Here is a 17,149-nt window from a genome sequence, read left to right on the forward strand (position 1 = left end):
GTGTCGTCGGGCAAAGTCACCTTCTCGAGGATGTGCGTCATCGGGGACCCGTCAGTTCTTGAGGAGGTTGGCGTCGTCGACGGAAGCCGAACGGCGGGAACGGAAGATGGTCATGATGATCGCCAGACCGACGACCACCTCGGCGGCCGCGACGACCATCGTGAAGAACGCGAAGACCTGCCCGTCGAGGTTGCCGTGCATCCGGGCGAACGTCACGAACGCCAGATTCGAGGCGTTGAGCATCAGTTCGATGCACATGAACACGATGATCGCGTTGCGGCGGATCAGCACCCCGGCGGCACCGATCGTGAACAGCAGCGCCGACAGGTAGAGGTAGTTCTCGGGGTTCATCGCCCACCACCGTCTTCGGTCGCGGCGGGTTCGGGGGCCGCGACGTCCGCGGTGCCCAGTGCCCGGGCGGGCATGCTCGGCCGCCGGTCGAGCGACCGGCTGACGGAGAGGTCGGAGAACGTGCCGTCGGGCAGCAACGCCGGGATGTCGACGGCGTTGTGCCGCGCGTAAACCCCGGGACTGGGTAGCGGCGTGACCCGGGCGCCCTCGCGGACACGGTCCTGGGACAGCTCGCGCTGATCCTTCCGCCGCTCGAACCGTTCCCGGTGGGCAAGCACCATGGCACCGATGGTCGCGGTGATCAGCAGGGCGCCGGTCAGTTCGAAGGCCCACACATACCGGACGAAGACGAGTTCGGCCAGCCCCTGGACGTTGCCCGCCGCGTTGGCCTGGTCGAGACCGGTGAACGCGGAGACGGACGCACTTCCGAGGCCGCCGATCAGCAGGAGACCGAATCCCAGTCCCGCGGCGATCGCAGCCACCCGCTGACCGCGCAGGTTTTCGACGAGGGATTCGGAGGAATCGACGCCGATGAGCATGAGCACGAACAGGAACAGCATCATGACCGCTCCGGTATAGACCACGATCTGCACGACGCCGAGGAACAGCGCGCCCTGGGCGATGTAGAACACGGCCAGGATGATCATGGTCGTGGCGAGGAAGATCGCCGAGTAGACGGCTTTCGTCGCGCTGACCACTCCGAGCGCGCCGACCACGGCCACGGTCGCGAGGACCCAGAACTGCACGCCCTCGCCGGTCGAGGTCTGGGTGAAGGGTTCCGCGACCAGTTGGACCGCGGACGGCATCGTGTTCACCACGTCGGCTCTCCTCCCTCGATCACGGCCTGTCCCCCGCCGTGTCGTCCGCCTCGGACTCGTCCTGCGACGCGGGCGCCGCTCCCCCGGTCACCGTGCCGCGGTAGTAGTCCTCGGCCGTGGTTCCCGGGGCCATCGGGTGCGGCGAATCGACCATGCCGGACTCGAGCGGGGCCAGCAGCCGATCCTTCTCGTAGATCAGCCCCGCCCGGTTGTCGTCGGCCATCTCGTATTCGTTGGTCATGGTCAGCGCCCGTGTCGGGCACGCCTCGATGCACAGCCCGCACCCGATGCAGCGCAGGTAGTTGATCTGGTACACCCGGCCGTACCGCTCGCCGGGCGAGAAGCGTTCCTCGTCGGTGTTGTCGGCGCCCTCGACGAAGATGGCGTCGGCGGGGCACGCCCAGGCGCACAGTTCGCACCCGATGCACTTCTCCAGGCCGTCCGCGTACCGGTTGAGCTGATGCCTGCCGTGATAGCGGGGCGCCGTCGGCGTCTTCTCCTCCGGGTAGAACTCGGTGTTCGATTTCTTGAACATCGTGGAGAAGGTCACGCCGAATCCCGCTATGGGGCCGAGGAATTTAGTCATCGCTGTTCTCCTGAGTCGATCCGGTGGAGTGCGCGCTGGTGACGGAGACGGGCGTGCGCCGGAACGCGGGCAGCGTCTGACCCGGCATCGGCGGAACCGGGTATCCACCGGCCATGGGGTCGAACGGTTCGAGTGTCTCCGGGGACAGTTCGGCGCGGTCGCGCGGCTCGACCGGTTTCTCTGGTGCGTGAACGCGGCCCGGACGCAGACGCTTCCACAGCAGCGCCACCACGACGAGGGCCACGACGAGGCCCGCGACGACGAGGGTGATCGTCCGGGCGTCGTAGCCGTCGTTGCGGAAGGCCCGGACGGTGGCGACGATCATGACCCACACCAGCGAGATCGGGATCAGGATCTTCCAGCCGAGACCCATGAACTGGTCGTACCGCAGCCGGGGCAGCGTGGCGCGCAACCAGACGAACACAAACAGGAAACCCCAGACCTTCAGCGTGAACCACAGCACCGGCCACCAACCGGAGTTCGCGCCGTCCCACAGACTGAGCGGGAACGGTGCGTGCCAGCCGCCGAGGAACAGGGTGGTGGCGAGCGCCGAGACGGTCACCATGTTCACGTACTCGGCGAGCATGAACATCGCGAAGCTCAGCGAGGAGTACTCGGTGTGGAACCCGCCGACCAGTTCGCCTTCGGCCTCGGGCAGGTCGAAGGGCGCCCGGTTGGTCTCACCCACCATCGAGGTGACGTAGATGAGGAACGACGGCAGCAGCAGGAAGATGTACCAGGTGTGCTCCTGGGAGGCGACGATGCCCGACGTGGACATCGTTCCTGCGTCCAGGAAGACGGCCGCGAACGACAACGCCATCGCGATTTCGTACGAGATCACCTGCGCCGTCGAGCGCAGACCTCCCAGCAGCGGGTACGTGGAGCCGGACGCCCAGCCGGCGAGCACGATGCCGTAGACGCCGATCGACGTGGCTGCGAGGACGTAGAGCACGGCCACCGGCAGGTCCGTCAGCTGTAATGGCGTGTAGTGCCCGAAGATCGACACCGCAGGGCCGAACGGGATCACCGCGAACGCCATGAACGCGGGCACCGCGGCGATGATCGGCGCGAGGATGTAGATCGGCTTGTCCACACCCTTCGGGACGATCCCCTCCTTCAAGGCGAGCTTGATGCCGTCTGCGAGGCTCTGCAGCATGCCCCGCGGGCCCACCCGGTTCGGGCCGACGCGCATCTGCATCCAGGCCATGACCTTGCGTTCGGCCAGAATCGTCAGAAGCGGGGTGAGGACGAGGAACACGAAGACGGCCAGCGCCTTGCCCAGAACCAGCCACCACGGGTCGTGCCCGAACAGTGCCGGGTCGGGGTAGACGGCCGCGATCGTCACAGCGCACCTCCCGGGGCGATCCCGTTGGTGGTTGCGGCGCGGCGTACGTTCACGACGGTTCCCGCCCCGGCGGCCAGTTGGCGGTAGACCGCGGAGCCGGGCGAGTTGAGCGGCAGCCACACCACCCGATCCGGCATGTCGGTGATCACCAACGGCAACGTCACCTCGCCTCGTTCCGTCGCGACGGTGACCGGATCTCCGTCACCGGCACCCGTCTCGGCCGCCGACGCCGCGGACATCCGCACGACCGGGGTGCGCGCCGTGCCCGCCAAGTGCGGTTCCCCGTCCTGCAACCGCCCCGAGTCGAGCAGCATCCGCCACGTGGCGAGCACCGCCTCCCCCGCCCCGGGGTCCCGCCGTGGGGACTGCGGGACGTCGGGCGGATCCGGGAAGTCACCGTCCCAGGCGCCGAGCCGTTCGAGTTCCCGCCGTGCGGTCGCCGCGTCGGGAAGACCCAGCGGGACACCCATTTCGCCGGCGATCGCGTGGAGCACACGCTGATCGGGCATCGCCCCGGTGCCGCGGAGTGCGGCGTCGAAATCCCGGGTGCGGCCCTCCCAGTCGACGAAGGTGCCCGGCTTCTCCATGACCGGTGCGATGGGGAACACCACGTCCGCGCGGTCGGTGATCGCACTGTGGCGCAGTTCCAGACTCACGACGAAGCCGGCCGCGTCGACGGCCGCCGTCGCGGCCTGCGGGTCGGGGAGGTCGTCGATCTCCACACCGCCGATCACCAGCGCCCCCAGCGTCCCCGATTCGGCGGCGGCGAGGATGCTCGCGGTGTCGCGGCCCGCGGTGTCCGGTAGATCCGCGGCATTCCACACCGACGCGACCTGCCGACGGGCCTCGGGATCGCCCACCGGCCTGCCACCCGGGAGCAGTCCGGGCAGCGCGCCCGCCTCGAGTGCGCCGCGTTCACCGGCGCGTCGCGGCACCCAGGCCAGCCGGGCACCGGTGGCGTCGGCCAGCCGGACCGCGGCGGACAGTGCCCCCGGCACCGCGGCGAGCCGCTCCCCCACCACGACGACCGCACCCGGTCGGCGAAGCAACTCGGTGACCCCCGGGTCCGCATCACCCGTGCGGAGTCCGTCGAGGACCTCCGGTTCCGCATTCGGCGCGGCCCGCAGCAGTCTGCCGGACACCTTCTCGAGGCCGCGGGACGTGTACGGGGCGATCGAGTACACCGGAACGGCCTTCGTGCGCGCCGCCTTGCGCAGGCGGAGGAACACGATCGGCGACTCCTCCTCCGGCTCGAACCCGGCGAGGAGAACGATCGGCGCGGCGTCGAGATCGTCGTAGGTGACCGCGAGTCGCTGCCCCGCCACCCGGGCCGCCAGGAAGTCGGCCTCCTCACCGGAGTGTGCGCGACTGCGGAAGTCGATGTCGTTGGTGCCGAGCGCCGTTCGCGCGAATTTCGCGTAGGCGTAGGCGTCCTCCCACGTGGACCGACCACCGACGAGAACACCCGCACTGCCCCGCGCCGCGGTCAGTCCCCGCGCAGCGACGGCCAGGGCCTCCGACCAGGAGGCGGGCGCCAGCGTGCCGTCGCCGCCGCGGACCAGCGGGGTGGTGATCCGGTCGGCCTGGGTGGCGTAGGCGAACGCCCACCGCCCCTTGTCGCAATTCCATTCCTCGTTGACCTCGGGGTCGTCGCCCGCCAGCCGCCGCAACACCGTGCCCCGCCGATGATCGGTGCGCTGGGCGCAACCGCTCGCACAGTGCTCGCACACACTGGGGCTGGAGATCAGATCGAACGGGCGGGCCCGGAACCGGTACGCGGTACCCGTCAGCGCGCCCACCGGGCAGATCTGGACGGTGTTGCCGGAGAAGTACGACTCGAACGGTTCCTTCGCGTAGATCCCGACCTGCTGCAGCGCACCCCGCTCCATCAGCTCGACGAACGGATCCCCCGCAACCTGCTGGGAGAACCGGGTGCACCGCGCGCACAGCACACACCGCTCCCGGTCCAGAAGGACCTCTGTGGACAGCGGAATCGGCTTGGGGAACGTGCGCTTGATCTCCCCGAAACGCGACTCCGCGCGCCCGTTGGACATCGCCTGATTCTGCAACGGGCACTCGCCGCCCTTGTCGCACACCGGGCAGTCCAGCGGATGATTGATCAGCAGCAACTCCATCACCCCCTTCTGCGCCTTGTCGGCGACCGGCGACGTGAGCTGGGTGTGGACAACCATGCCGTCGGTGACGGTCGTGGTGCAGGAGGCGAGCGGCTTACGCTGCCCCTCCACGTCGACGAGGCACTGACGGCAGGCGCCGACCGGATCGAGCAACGGGTGGTCGCAGAACCGCGGGATCTGGATACCGATCATCTCCGCGGCACGAATCACCAACGTGCCCTTGGGAACACTCACCTCCACCCCGTCGATGACAACGCTCACTGTGTGAGGGCTCGCTCCGCTCGCGGGCACCGGGGCTTTCACGCCCGCCCTTCCCTCGTCACTCATTCGCTGCGCTCCCTCGCTCCTCGGTCCAGACCGCGCGGCCCCGGTGCCACATCATGCGCGTACTCCAGCCATGAGCGTCGACTGATGCGGGTCGAACGGGCAGCCGCCCTGCTCGAAGTGCGCGAGGTACTCGTCGCGGAAGTACTTGATGGAGGACATGATCGGGCTCGCCGCACCGTCACCGAGAGCGCAGAACGACTTGCCGAGGATGTTGTCCGCGATGTCGAGCAACTTCTGCAGGTCCGCATCGGTCCCCTCCCCCCGCTCGAGCCGCTCCAGGATCTGCACCAGCCAATAGGTGCCCTCCCGGCAGGGCGTGCACTTGCCGCACGACTCGTGCGCATAGAACTCGGTCCAGCGGAGCACGGCGCGCACCACACACGTGGTCTCGTCGAAGATCTGCAGGGCCTTGGTGCCCAGCATCGACCCGGCGGCGCCGACACCCTCGTAGTCGAGAGCGACGTCGAGATGCTCGTCCGTGAAGATCGGCGTCGACGAACCGCCCGGCGTCCAGAACTTCAACCGATGCCCGGCGCGGACGCCGCCCGCGTACTCGAGCAACTCCCGCAACGTGATTCCCAGTGGAGCCTCGTACTGTCCGGGTGTGGTCACGTGCCCCGACAGGGAATAGAGGGTGAACCCGGGCGACTTCTCGCTGCCCATCGAGCGGAACCACTCGATACCGTTCACGATGATCGGCGGGACGCTCGCGATCGACTCGACGTTGTTGACGACGGTCGGGGACGCGTAGAGACCGGCCACCGCGGGGAACGGCGGACGCAGCCTCGGCTGGCCGCGGCGCCCCTCCAGCGAGTCGAGCAGCGCCGTCTCCTCGCCGCAGATGTACGCCCCGGCACCCGCGTGCACGACCAACTCGAGGTCGAACCCGGTACCCAGGATGTTCTTGCCGAGGTAGCCCGCCGCGTACGCCTCCGCGACCGCGGCCTGCAGCCGGCGCAGCACCGGCACCACCTCGCCGCGCACGTAGATGAAGGCGTGACCGGCGCGGATCGCGTACGCCGCGATGATGACGCCCTCCACGAGCGCGTGCGGCGTGGCCAGCATCAGCGGCATGTCCTTGCAGGTGCCCGGTTCGGACTCGTCCGCGTTGACCACGAGGTAGTGCGGCTTGTCGTCGCCCTGCGGGATGAACGACCACTTCATGCCGGTCGGGAATCCGGCACCGCCGCGACCGCGCAGACCGGCCTCCTTGACCGTCGCGATGACCTCGTCCGGCTCCATACGCAGCGCCTTCTGCAGGCCCTCGTACCCGTCGTGGCGACGGTACGTGTCGAGGGTCCAGGATTCGGGCTCGTCCCAGTAGCGGCTCAGGACCGGGGTCAGCGGCATGTCAGTCTCCCTTCCGTCCCGGGTCGGTCGCAGCCGGGTTCGTTTCGGAGGTGGAGCGATCCGGAGGCACCGTCGCCGACGGGGCAGGCGCCGGCTCGTCCTTCGTCGACTCGGCCGCCACCGCCTCGGTGTCCCGTGCCTGCGGCTCCGGGACGAGGGACGTCTCCGCCGGATCAGGCGCCGTCATCCCCCGTTCCCGCGCAACGCGCAGGCCGGCCAGTGTCGCTTCGCCTGCGGCGCCGCCCTCCTCGAGCGCACCGGGACGCTCGTCAGGGAACCCGGCGAGAATGCGGGCAGTCTCCCGGAACGTGCACAGCGTCGCGCCGCGGCTCGGCGACACCCGGGCCCCCGACCGCAGGGAATCGACGAGCGAGCGGGCCGACTCCGGGGTCTGATTGTCGAAGAACTCCCAGTTCACCATCACCACCGGGGCGTAATCGCACGCCGCGTTGCACTCGATGTGCTCCAACGTGACCTTGCCGTCCGCGGACGTGCCACCGTGCGGCAGATCGAGATGCTCCTCCAGCGCGGCGAGGATCGCGTCGCCGCCCATGACCGCGCACAACGTGTTGGTGCACACCCCCACGTAATAGTCGCCCGTCGGCTCGCGCCGGTACATCGAATAGAACGTCGCCACCGCGGCCACCTCGGCTCCGGTCAACCCGAGCCGGCCGGCACAGAATTCGACCCCCGCCGGCGTGATGCACCCGTCCTCCGCCTGAACCAGATGCAACAGCGGCAGCAGCGCGGAACGCGAATTCGGATAACGCGCGACGACGACATCGGCGTCGGCGTCGAGCCGCGCCCGTATCTCCGGCGGATACTCCTCCCGCGCACCCGGCCGCACCAGCCGGCCGTTCTCCTCCGGCCGAGGCCCGAACTCGATGAAAACAGGTGGTTGCGCCGGTGCGGTTCGCTCGGTCATCGATCCACTCCCCCCATGACGGGATCGATACTCGCGACCGCGGCAATCACATCCGCCACCATGCCGCCCTCACACGTGGCCGCCACCGACTGCAGATTCGTGAACGACGGATCCCGGAAATGCACCCGGAACGGGCGCGTGCCGCCGTCGCTCACCATGTGCACCCCGAGCTCACCCCGCGGCGACTCCACCGCCACATACACCTGGCCCGGCGGCACCCGGAAACCCTCTGTCACCAACTTGAAATGATGGATCAGCGACTCCATCGACGAATCCATGATCTCGCGGACATGCTCCGGCGAATTACCCAGACCATCCGGGCCCAACGTCAGATCCGCAGGCCACGCGATCTTCTTGTCTTCCGCCATGATCGGCCCCGGCCGCAACTTGTCGAGACACTGCTCGACGATCTTCAGCGACTCCTTCATCTCGTCGACCCGGATCAGGTAGCGGCCGTACGCGTCGCACCCGGTGTCGGTGCTGACCTCGAACTCGTAATTCTCGTACCCGCAATACGGCTGCGACTTCCGCAGATCGTGCGGCAGACCCGTCGCACGCAGCATCGGACCCGTAATGCCGAGCGCCATGCACCCCGTGAGGTCGAGATACCCGATGCCCTTGGTCCGGCCTTTCCAGATGCGGTTGTCGTTCAGCAGATTCTCCATGTCCCGCAACCGCTCCGGCATCAACGTGAGCAACTCGCGGACCTTCTCCACCGCCCCTTCCGGCAGATCCTGCGACAACCCACCCGGCCGGATATACGCATGGTTCATGCGCAACCCCGTGATGAACTCGAACACATCCAGGACCAACTCACGTTCCCGGAAACCGAACAGCATCGCCGTCACCGCGCCCAACTCCATCCCGCCCGTGGCCAGCGCCACCAGATGCGAGGAGATGCGGTTGAGCTCCATCAACATCACCCGGATGACACTCGCCCGCTCCGGCACCTGATCCGTGATGTCGAGCAACTTCTCCACACCGAGGCAATACGCCGTCTCATTGAAGAACGGCGACAGGTAATCCATCCGCGTCACAAACGTCACGCCCTGCGTCCACGTCCGATACTCGAGATTCTTCTCGATCCCCGTATGCAGATAGCCGATCCCGCACCGGGCCTCCGTGACCGTCTCACCCTCGATCTCCAAGATCAGCCGCAGCACCCCGTGCGTCGACGGATGCTGCGGACCCATGTTCACGACGATGCGCTCCTCGCCGCTCCCCGAACCCGCGTCCTCCGACGCCGCCTTCACCGCATCGACAACCTCGTCCCAGTCCTGACCGGCAACCGTGAAAACCGTGTCCTCGCTCATCAGCTGTACCCCCGCCGCTCGTCCGGCGGCGCGATCTCCGCGCCCTTGTACTCGACGGGAATACCGCCGAGCGGATAGTCCTTCCGCTGCGGATGACCCGGCCAGTCATCCGGCATCTCGATCCGCGTCAACGACGGATGACCGTCGAACACGATCCCGAAAAAGTCGTACGTCTCCCGCTCGTGCCAATCATTCGTCGGATACACGTCGTACAACGACGGAATATGCGGATCCCCATCCGGCACCGCCACCTCCAGACGGATCCGCCGATTGTGCGTAATCGACAACAACGGATACACCGCATGCAACTCCCGGCCCGCATCCTGCGGGAAATGCACACCATTCACACCCAGACACATCTCGAACCGCAGATCCGGCTCATCCCGCAACGCACGCGCCACCGGCACCAAGAACTCGCGCCGCACACCGAACGTCACCTCACCCCGAAACACCACCACCGACTCCACCGCCACCTCGAAGCCCACCCCCGACTCCGCCAGCGCCGCCCCCAACCCATCCGCCACCTCGTCGAAATACCCGCCGAACGGCCGCGGCGTACTCCCCGGCAACAACACCGGACGCACCAACCGCCCATACCCCGACGTATCCCCACTACCCCGCACCCCGAACAAACCCTTACGCACACCGATCTGCTCTGGGACATGGCTCGCTGCGCTCGCGGGTGCCGGAGCTTGGTCGTGCGGTCTTCCCTCGTCACTCACTCGCTACGCTCCCTCGTTCCTCAGTCCAGACCGCACGGCTCCGGCACTTGCTCGGGTTGCTCCGCTCCCTCGCTGCGCGCGCCGTCACCGGAGCAGGCCCTTCATCTGGATGGTGGGGGTGGCGGCCAGCGCGGCCTGCTCAGCCGCACGCGCCACCTCCTCCCGGTGAACACCGAGCGGCATCTGCTGGATCTTCTCGTGCAGCGCGAGGATCGCGTTCAGCAGCATCTCGGGCCTCGGCGGGCACCCCGGCAAGTAGATGTCGACAGGGACGATGTGGTCGACACCCTGCACGATCGCGTAATTGTTGAACATCCCACCCGACGACGCGCACACGCCCATCGCCAGCACCCACTTCGGCTCCACCATCTGGTCGTAGATCTGCCGCAGCACCGGCGCCATCTTCTGGCTCACCCGGCCGGCGACGATCATCAGATCGGCCTGCCGGGGTGAGGCACGGAACGCCTCCATGCCGAAGCGGGCGATGTCGAAGCGTCCGCCTGCGGTGGCCATCATCTCGATCGCGCAGCACGCGAGCCCGAAACTGGCGGGCCACAGCGAGCCCTTCCGGACGTAGCCCGCAAGCCCCTCCACCGTGGTCAGCAGGAAGCCGCTCGGCAGCTTCTCCTCGATGCCCATATCCGACTCTTCCCTTCCGACTTAGCTTTTCGATCGCTGACGGGACCGATCAGTCCCAACTGAGACCGCCACGCCGCCACTCGTACGCGTAGGCGACGGAGACATTGAAGATGAACAGGGCCATGGCCCCGAGACCAAAGAAGCCGAGGGCGTCGAAATGAACAGCCCACGGATAGAGGAACACGATCTCGATGTCGAAGATGATGAACAGCATGGCCGTCAGGTAGTACTTCACCGGGATGCGGCCCGCGCCCAGCGGCGAGGACGTCGGCTCGATCCCGCACTCGTAGGCGTCGAGCTTGGCACGGTTGTAGCGTCTCGGACCTACGATCCTCGCCACGATCACGGAGAACACCGCGAACGCGACCGCAATCGCCCCGAGCACGAGGATCGGCACGTAGACATTCACGCCGTCTCAGCTCCCCTCTTCCCGAGCCTGTCCGCCCGATTCCCGGGCAGTCGTTTCCGAAGCTACGCTCTTGTGAGTTATGCCACAGCGTACAAGGGAAGTCGTCGGGCCCGGCCGATTTGACCGAGCGAGTTCAAGGCGATCTGGAACTGCGGAAAACCGCTGCGGGACAGGCGCTCGATGCGCCTTCGGACGGCGGAATCGGAAGTCAGGAGACCCTAAGCAGAGAGTCGGGTGCGGAGCAGCGCTATGACCGCTTCGGACAACCGGATCGGGTCGAGCGGGTGCGGCACCGCGGCCTCCGCGCGCGACCAGCTGGCCAGCCAGGCGTCGTCGGGACGTCCGGTCAGGACCAGGATCGGCGGGCACTCGTCGATCTCGTCCTTCAACTGCTTGGCGATCCCCATCCCGCCCGCGGGCACCGCCTCGCCGTCCAGGACGGCCAGGTCGATGCCGCCGGCATCCATCTCCCGGATCACCACGGGCGCCGTCGCCACCTCGACGTACTCCAGCTCCGGAAGGTCGGGGTGCGGACGCTTCCCCAACGCCAGCACGACCTTCTGGCGGGTGCTCGCGTCGTCGCTGTAGACGAGGACACGCAACCGATCAGAACGGCTGGTGTGGGCGGTCGCGTCGGTCACGGAGACGATGCTACCGGTCCCCCGCCTTCCAGACCGGCGGCTCGCGTCGATCGAAAAACGGCGCGTCGAAATCGAATTGGTTTGGCCGGCGGCCGCAGCTGCCCGGCTACAGTCTCTCCGCGATGGCGAGCGCCGTGGAACCGAGCTTCGGCAGGCGGAGATCCGCGATGGGGGTCAGCATGTTGCCGAGCCGGTTGGTGACGAAGGCGATCGACAGACCCGTGTCGGCGTCGGCGAACGCGCCAGACCCACCCAACCCGTAGTGCCCGAACGTATTCGACGGCTGCTTGCGGCGCGCGACCATTCCCGCGTGGTAGCCGAGCCGCCAGTTCATCGGTATGCCCAGTACGTAGTCGCGGGCCGTGGTCTGCACCTGGCTCAGCTGCGCCACGACCTCCGGCGGGAGGAATTCGACACCGCCGACGGTTCCGCCGTTGGCCAGCGCCCCGTACATGCGCGCCAGGGCGCGGGCACTGAACACGCCGTTCCATCCCGGCATCACGCTGTCGTGGATCGCAGGGTTGCGGACGAGGGCGTCGAAACCGGCGGGCATGCCGGCGTCGGCGACGTTGCGGAGACCGGGCAGCCGCGCCATCGCGAACGACGTCGCACCCCACGGAACACCGAACGGGTTGATGTGCGGGAAGGTCCTCGCGATGCGGGACCGCTCGGCGGGCGGCACCTCGTACCAGAATTCCTTCACCCCGAGCGGTTCGGCGACCTCGGTGCGCACCAGTTCGGTGAACGGTGTTCCGGCCGCACGGGACGTCAGTTCGGCGACCAGCGAGCCGAATGTCACGGCGTGATAGCCGGGGGTCTTCAGCCGCCGCCGATCCGGGGTCGCCGCGGCCAGGGCGGCACTGACCAGGCCATGGTCCATCAGACTCAGAGGGCCCGGAACGAGTCCGCGAACGCGGTGCAGTCCGGCGCGGTGCGACAGCAGTTCGCGCACCGTGATCTCGTCCTTGCCCGCGGTGGCGAACTCGGGCCAGTACTGCGCCACCGGGGCGTCGTAGTCGATGATCCCGCGTCCCGCGAGACGGTGCAGCACGGTCGACGCGACGCCCTTGCCCGTGGAGAACGTGAGGGTGACCGTGTCCTCCTGCCAGAACGTGTCGCGGCTCGCCCACCCGGCCCACACGTCGACGACCGGCTCACCGTGGAGGTAGACGGCCAGCGCACCGCCGCCCTGGCCGACGTCGTGGAAGAGCCGGAAGAACTGGTCGACGAGCACCCCGAATCGCCGGTCCGCCAGCATCCCCGCCGGTGGCCGTACGGTGCGGCGCCTCAACGGCCACGGCGATGTGGTCGTCATGTCGACTTCCCTCGGTCGCTCTTCACGTCAGTGACATGTGCATTTAACTTCCTCTTTACACACGGGAGAACGCCGTCGGCACCGCTTCAGAGCCTGCGTGATCGCTTCGTGGCCATACCGCAACGGGAAAGAGTGTCCGGGGCCCGGAGAGGTGACCCGACCATGATCCGGAGAGGTGACCCGACCATGATCATTTCGGCTCGAGCGAGTGGAAGTAATCGGACCTGACCTCGACGTCCTCGACGAGACGCGTCGTGGTCTGCACCCCCAGTGAATGCTCCTTCAACAGGTCGCACAGCCGGTCGCCGTCGATGAGGTCGATGGGCGGGGCACCGTCCCTCTTGGACTCCGTGCGGGCGTCACCGGTGAAGGTTCCGGTCGTGATGAGCAGACCCTTCTCGCCGCGACCCGCCATCGCGCCACGGAAATCGCGCACCGCCCCGGCGCCGACACTGCCGCTGTAGCGCTTGCACTGGAAGAACACGGGGAAACTGAGCAACGACAACTGGTACACGCCGAGGCCCTCGATGTCGCCGTCGCCGCCGCGACCGGTGACGGACGCGCTCGAGAATCCGGCCTCCCGCAGCAACCGCTGGGTCAGCCGCTCGAACGCAGGCGGCGACATCTTCAGTACCGTGTCGAGCAGCAGGTCCTTCCAGTCCGCGTCGTTCTCGGCCTCGGCGATGTTGGCGTCCGGTTCGTCGTTCCTCCGGGATGCGGCCTTCGCCGATTTGCGGGCGGCATTCTTCTTGCGGTTCTCGGCGGAGAACTCGGCGTGCAACGGGCGGATCTCGCTCTCGGCGACCTCGCGGCCCTTCTCCGTCACACTCCACACCCCGCGACGGCTGTTGGTGAGCAGACCCATCCCCTTGAGGTAGGTGCGGGCCCACGCGAGCCGGTACTCGATCTCGGTGCTCGGACCGTCACCGTGCAGCACGCCCTGCACGTCGGACGAAAGACCTTCTCGCTCAACGACTGCGCTGTCGAGCTCCTCGTTGGACGCCGAACCACCGAGAGCAATGGCAGCCTGAAGCGCTGGCCAGAGGAGGTCGACGTACTGAGGAACGTGAACAGTCATGGCCACAAGCATGCCCGAATCCTCCGCGCACTCTGCACACGGACCCGGATCCTCCGGGCACTCCGCACACGGACTCCGACCCGATCACCCCGGCGAACCCTGGGCAAGCCGAGCCTCCGCCCGGTTCTCGAGCTGCGCCCGGTAGATCGTCTTCCCCGATCGGCGCACGATGAGGTAGGCGAGTCCGACCGCGATCATCCCCGGCACGAGCACGCCGATGCTTCCCGTCATCTCCGCAACCATCAGCATCACCGCGAGCGGCGCGCGGGCGATGCTCCCGAAACACGCCATCATGCCGACGATGACGAAGGGCGCCGGATTGTCGGGGACGCCCGGGGCGATCGGCTCGAGCAGTCGCCACACCGCGGCGCCGGTGAACGCCCCGATCACCATGCCCGGACCGAAGATGCCGCCCGATCCACCGGATCCGATGGACAGCGACGTCGCGAGGATCTTCGCGAACGGCAACAACAGCACCACCCACAGCGGGATGGCCGCGAGGTCGTCGCGGGCCATCGATTGCTGGATCCAGCCGTATCCGCTGCCCAGCACCTCCGGCAGCACCAGTGCCATCAGTCCGACGAGCAGCCCGCCGACCGCCGGCTTGACGATCCGGCTGCCCGGCAGGCGGTGGGTGAGGTCGACGGCGGTGTAGAACGTCCCGCTGTACAGCAATCCGATGAGGCCGCCGAGCACACCGATGAGCGCGAACCACACCAACTGGGCCGGGGTGTCGAAGACGTAGTCCTGGGCGGCGTACCCGAACAGCGGCCCGAAGCCGAGGAAGCTGCCGAACACGGTGTAACTGACGATCGACGTGACCAGCGCAGGCACGAGCACCTCGAAATCGAAGTCCTCCTTGTACGGGATGGTGCAGCACAGCACCGCACCGCCGAGCGGGGCGCCGAAGATGGCGCCGATGCCGGAGCCGATGCCGATCGCCACGGCGATGCGGCCGTCCCGCGGGGACAGGTCCAGCCTGCGGGCGAGGAGCGATCCGAAACCCGCCGAGATCTGCGCGGTCGGCCCCTCTCGACCGCCGGACCCGCCGGACCCGATCGTGATCGCCGACGCGACCAGCTTCACCAGCACGACGCGGACGCGGATCATGCGGGGGTCCCGGTGCACGGCCTCGATCGCCGCGTCGGTGCCGTGCCCCTCGGCCTCGGGGGCCAGGGTGAACACGAGGATGCCCGACACGAGACCGCCCAGGCACACCACGAGCGGAATCGCCCACGGTCTGGTGAACTCCCTGCTGCCGCCCGCGCCGCCGTCACCGGCCGCGGTCGGCGGGTGGTACCCGCCGATGTCGACGATCAGCAGTTGCGTCGCCTCCGACAGCGCGACGTAGAACACGACCGCGCCGAGCCCGGCGACGATGCCGATGACGACACCGAGGACCAGCCATTTGCGGGTGTAGCCCGCGGTGCGGATCCAGGCTCCGGCCGGCGCCCCGATCGACCGCAGAGCCCGCGACCAGGACGCCACCCGGATCACTCCAGCTTTCCGAAGACCGTTCGACCCTCCAGGATCGTGGCGAGCACTTCGAGGTCCGCGATGTCGTCGGGATCCACCAGAAGCGGGTTGGCCGACAGCACGACGAGATCGGCGTGCAGCCCGGGGACGATCGCCCCGATCGCGTCCTCGCTCCGGAGGTGCCACGCCGAGTTGATCGTCTCCGCACGCAAGGCGTCCGGGACCGAGATCCGCTCCTCGGGGGCGAGCACCCGTCCCGACCGGGTGCGGCGGGTGACGGCGTCGGCGATGTTGCGCAACGGGTTGGTCGGGGTCACGGGACCGTCGTTGTGGAACGAGATCCGCTGACCCGCCGCGATCGCGGAAGCTGCAGCGGCCCAACATGCTCCGCGTTCGGGACCGAACAGGTCGTCGACGAGCACGTCGCCCCAGTAGTAGAGGTGGTCGACGAAAAGGCTGCACGTGACGCCGAGTTCGGTCGCACGGCGGAACTGCTCCGGGGTCATCGCCCCCACGTGCTCGAGTCGCAGTCGGTGATCGTCGCGCGGCGACTCGGCGAGCATCCGCTCCCACGCGTCGAGGGCCAGGGTGACCGCGGCGTCACCGTTGGCGTGGCAGGAGATCTGCCAGCCGTTCTCGAAGTACGGCTTGCTGATCTCGAGTATCTCGTCCGCGGTGTAATTGGCCTTGCCGCGCGATCCGGCGAGGCCGAGCGACCGGGTGACGTCCGTGTCGAGATACGGGAAACTCGTGGCCGCGTTGCCCACCCACGGCGAGCCGTCCGACCAGATCTTGATACCCACCTGGCGCAGCAGGTCGTCGCCCACTCCGGGTGACACGTCCGTGGAGCGCTCCGGGTTCGACATCTCGTACAGCCGCAGCCGGGTGGTGAGAGCACCGGACCGGGCGATCGCGGTCAGGGCGCTCCGGAAGCGTGGGTCGAATGCCATCTCGCTCGCGGTGGTGATGCCTGCCGCGTTCATCCGCGCGCATTCCGCGGCGAGGAGTTCCGGCAGCCGGGTGGACGCACCGTCGAGGATCGAGGCTGCCACCGCCATCACCGCGGGCGCCTCGAACGCCGAACCGTTCAGGTCGCCCGACTTGTCGCGACCGAAGCTGCCGCCCTCCGGGTCCGGTGTCTTCTTGGACAATCCGGCTTCCCGGGCGGCGACGTCGTTGAAATACGCCACGTGACCGGTGTTGTGCAGGATCACCAGGGAGGTGTCGGGAGCGACGGAATTGAGCCATTCCCGGGACGGTTCCGGCAGCCCCTTCTGGAGCAGAGGGTCCCAGCCGTTGAGCACGGCGCCGTCGGGGTGCTCGTCCACGGCGCGGCGGACGGCGTCGACCACCTCGCCGGCGTCGGCGATGGTCACCGGTCTGATGTCCACCACCGGTTCGCCGAGCAGCACCGCCGAGTTCAGCGGGTGACCGTGCGCCTCGACGAACCCGGGGAGGATGCAGGCGCGGTGCACGTCGACCGCGATCGTTGCCGGTCCGATCAGCGGAAACACCGCGGCGTCGTTGCCGACGGCGGCGATCCGCCCGTCCCGCACCGCGACCGCCCGAGCGCGCGGCGCGGCGTCGTTCATGGTGACCACGTCACCGAACAGCACCAGATCGGCAGGTTTTCCGTCGTTCGTGCCCATCAGTGCACCCTCCCGTCAGACCGGGCGCGGGCGAGTGCCCATGCGCCGGCAGCGAGTGTCGACTGTGACT

16 protein-coding genes are annotated in these 17,149 nt (G+C 68.0%); all 16 read right to left on the reverse strand.

All coding sequences use genetic code 11. The features are described from left to right. Positions 1-51: 51 nt before the first annotated feature. Positions 52-351, reverse strand: coding sequence for an NADH-quinone oxidoreductase subunit NuoK (gene nuoK / locus CJ179_RS07535; protein WP_005239116.1), 300 nt, complete (start codon positions 349-351; stop codon positions 52-54). Continuing rightward, complete coding sequence (locus CJ179_RS07540) at positions 348-1,157, reverse strand: NADH-quinone oxidoreductase subunit J (RefSeq protein WP_167372241.1); 810 nt, start codon at positions 1,155-1,157, stop codon at positions 348-350. Before CJ179_RS07540 ends, nuoK begins: the two co-directional genes overlap by 4 nt. Positions 1,158-1,188: 31 nt before the next feature. Continuing rightward, positions 1,189-1,755, reverse strand: a complete 567-nt coding sequence (gene nuoI, locus CJ179_RS07545; RefSeq protein WP_072940556.1) for an NADH-quinone oxidoreductase subunit NuoI — start codon at positions 1,753-1,755, stop codon at positions 1,189-1,191. Beyond that, the gene (gene nuoH / locus CJ179_RS07550) at positions 1,748-3,100 is read right to left on the reverse strand and encodes an NADH-quinone oxidoreductase subunit NuoH (protein WP_095861105.1); all 1,353 of its coding nucleotides are present in this window, start codon (positions 3,098-3,100) and stop codon (positions 1,748-1,750) included. Before nuoH ends, nuoI begins: the two co-directional genes overlap by 8 nt. After that, a complete protein-coding gene (locus CJ179_RS07555; RefSeq protein WP_257015379.1) occupies positions 3,097-5,562 on the reverse strand; it encodes an NADH-quinone oxidoreductase subunit G in 2,466 nt (821 codons plus the stop codon). The genes nuoH and CJ179_RS07555 overlap by 4 nt, the downstream gene beginning before the upstream one ends. A gap of 51 nt (positions 5,563-5,613) precedes the next feature. Then, on the reverse strand, positions 5,614-6,912 hold the full coding sequence (gene nuoF, locus CJ179_RS07560; protein ID WP_072940564.1) for an NADH-quinone oxidoreductase subunit NuoF: 1,299 nt from the start codon (positions 6,910-6,912) through the stop codon (positions 5,614-5,616). A gap of 1 nt (position 6,913) precedes the next feature. Then, entirely contained in the window at positions 6,914-7,837 is a 924-nt protein-coding gene (gene nuoE, locus CJ179_RS07565; protein ID WP_072940567.1) for an NADH-quinone oxidoreductase subunit NuoE, read from the reverse strand. Continuing rightward, the gene (gene nuoD / locus CJ179_RS07570) at positions 7,834-9,150 is read right to left on the reverse strand and encodes an NADH dehydrogenase (quinone) subunit D (RefSeq protein WP_072940570.1); all 1,317 of its coding nucleotides are present in this window, start codon (positions 9,148-9,150) and stop codon (positions 7,834-7,836) included. Before nuoD ends, nuoE begins: the two co-directional genes overlap by 4 nt. Continuing rightward, positions 9,150-9,872 (reverse strand): NADH-quinone oxidoreductase subunit C, encoded by a 723-nt coding sequence (locus CJ179_RS07575; protein WP_095861107.1) that lies wholly within the window; start codon positions 9,870-9,872, stop codon positions 9,150-9,152. The genes nuoD and CJ179_RS07575 overlap by 1 nt, the downstream gene beginning before the upstream one ends. Positions 9,873-9,956: 84 nt before the next feature. Next, positions 9,957-10,511: an NADH-quinone oxidoreductase subunit B family protein gene (locus CJ179_RS07580; protein WP_005574811.1), complete on the reverse strand. Its 555-nt coding sequence runs from the start codon at positions 10,509-10,511 to the stop codon at positions 9,957-9,959. Positions 10,512-10,560: 49 nt separating this feature from the next. After that, on the reverse strand, positions 10,561-10,920 hold the full coding sequence (locus CJ179_RS07585; protein WP_015889709.1) for an NADH-quinone oxidoreductase subunit A: 360 nt from the start codon (positions 10,918-10,920) through the stop codon (positions 10,561-10,563). Positions 10,921-11,138: 218 nt separating this feature from the next. After that, the gene (locus CJ179_RS07590; protein ID WP_072940574.1) at positions 11,139-11,561 is read right to left on the reverse strand and encodes a response regulator transcription factor; all 423 of its coding nucleotides are present in this window, start codon (positions 11,559-11,561) and stop codon (positions 11,139-11,141) included. A gap of 106 nt (positions 11,562-11,667) precedes the next feature. Next, entirely contained in the window at positions 11,668-12,876 is a 1,209-nt protein-coding gene (locus CJ179_RS07595; RefSeq protein WP_072940575.1) for a serine hydrolase domain-containing protein, read from the reverse strand. A 190-nt stretch (positions 12,877-13,066) separates the two neighbouring features. Continuing rightward, positions 13,067-13,966 carry a restriction endonuclease gene (locus CJ179_RS07600; protein WP_005253670.1) on the reverse strand — a complete coding sequence of 300 codons (900 nt, stop codon included), beginning with the start codon at positions 13,964-13,966 and terminating at the stop codon, positions 13,067-13,069. A gap of 72 nt (positions 13,967-14,038) precedes the next feature. Continuing rightward, positions 14,039-15,451 (reverse strand): chloride channel protein, encoded by a 1,413-nt coding sequence (locus CJ179_RS07605; protein ID WP_072940578.1) that lies wholly within the window; start codon positions 15,449-15,451, stop codon positions 14,039-14,041. Further along, on the reverse strand, positions 15,448-17,079 hold the full coding sequence (locus tag CJ179_RS07610; RefSeq protein WP_072940580.1) for an amidohydrolase: 1,632 nt from the start codon (positions 17,077-17,079) through the stop codon (positions 15,448-15,450). Before CJ179_RS07610 ends, CJ179_RS07605 begins: the two co-directional genes overlap by 4 nt. Positions 17,080-17,149: the final 70 nt, after the last annotated feature.

Origin of the sequence: Rhodococcus sp. ACS1, from assembly GCF_002300155.1 — a bacterium.
Lineage (GTDB): Bacteria > Actinomycetota > Actinomycetes > Mycobacteriales > Mycobacteriaceae > Rhodococcus_F > Rhodococcus_F koreensis.

Coding starts and splice junctions, on each gene's coding strand:
- nuoK (WP_005239116.1), bottom strand. CDS start 351: ATGAACCCCGAGAACTACCTCTACCTGTCGGCGCTGCTGTTCACGATC.
- CJ179_RS07540 (WP_167372241.1), bottom strand. CDS start 1,157: ATGCCGTCCGCGGTCCAACTGGTCGCGGAACCCTTCACCCAGACCTCG.
- nuoI (WP_072940556.1), bottom strand. CDS start 1,755: ATGACTAAATTCCTCGGCCCCATAGCGGGATTCGGCGTGACCTTCTCC.
- CJ179_RS07555 (WP_257015379.1), bottom strand. CDS start 5,562: ATGAGTGACGAGGGAAGGGCGGGCGTGAAAGCCCCGGTGCCCGCGAGC.
- nuoF (WP_072940564.1), bottom strand. CDS start 6,912: ATGCCGCTGACCCCGGTCCTGAGCCGCTACTGGGACGAGCCCGAATCC.
- nuoE (WP_072940567.1), bottom strand. CDS start 7,837: ATGACCGAGCGAACCGCACCGGCGCAACCACCTGTTTTCATCGAGTTC.
- nuoD (WP_072940570.1), bottom strand. CDS start 9,150: ATGAGCGAGGACACGGTTTTCACGGTTGCCGGTCAGGACTGGGACGAG.
- CJ179_RS07580 (WP_005574811.1), bottom strand. CDS start 10,511: ATGGGCATCGAGGAGAAGCTGCCGAGCGGCTTCCTGCTGACCACGGTG.
- CJ179_RS07595 (WP_072940575.1), bottom strand. CDS start 12,876: ATGACGACCACATCGCCGTGGCCGTTGAGGCGCCGCACCGTACGGCCA.
- CJ179_RS07600 (WP_005253670.1), bottom strand. CDS start 13,966: ATGCTTGTGGCCATGACTGTTCACGTTCCTCAGTACGTCGACCTCCTC.
- CJ179_RS07610 (WP_072940580.1), bottom strand. CDS start 17,079: ATGGGCACGAACGACGGAAAACCTGCCGATCTGGTGCTGTTCGGTGAC.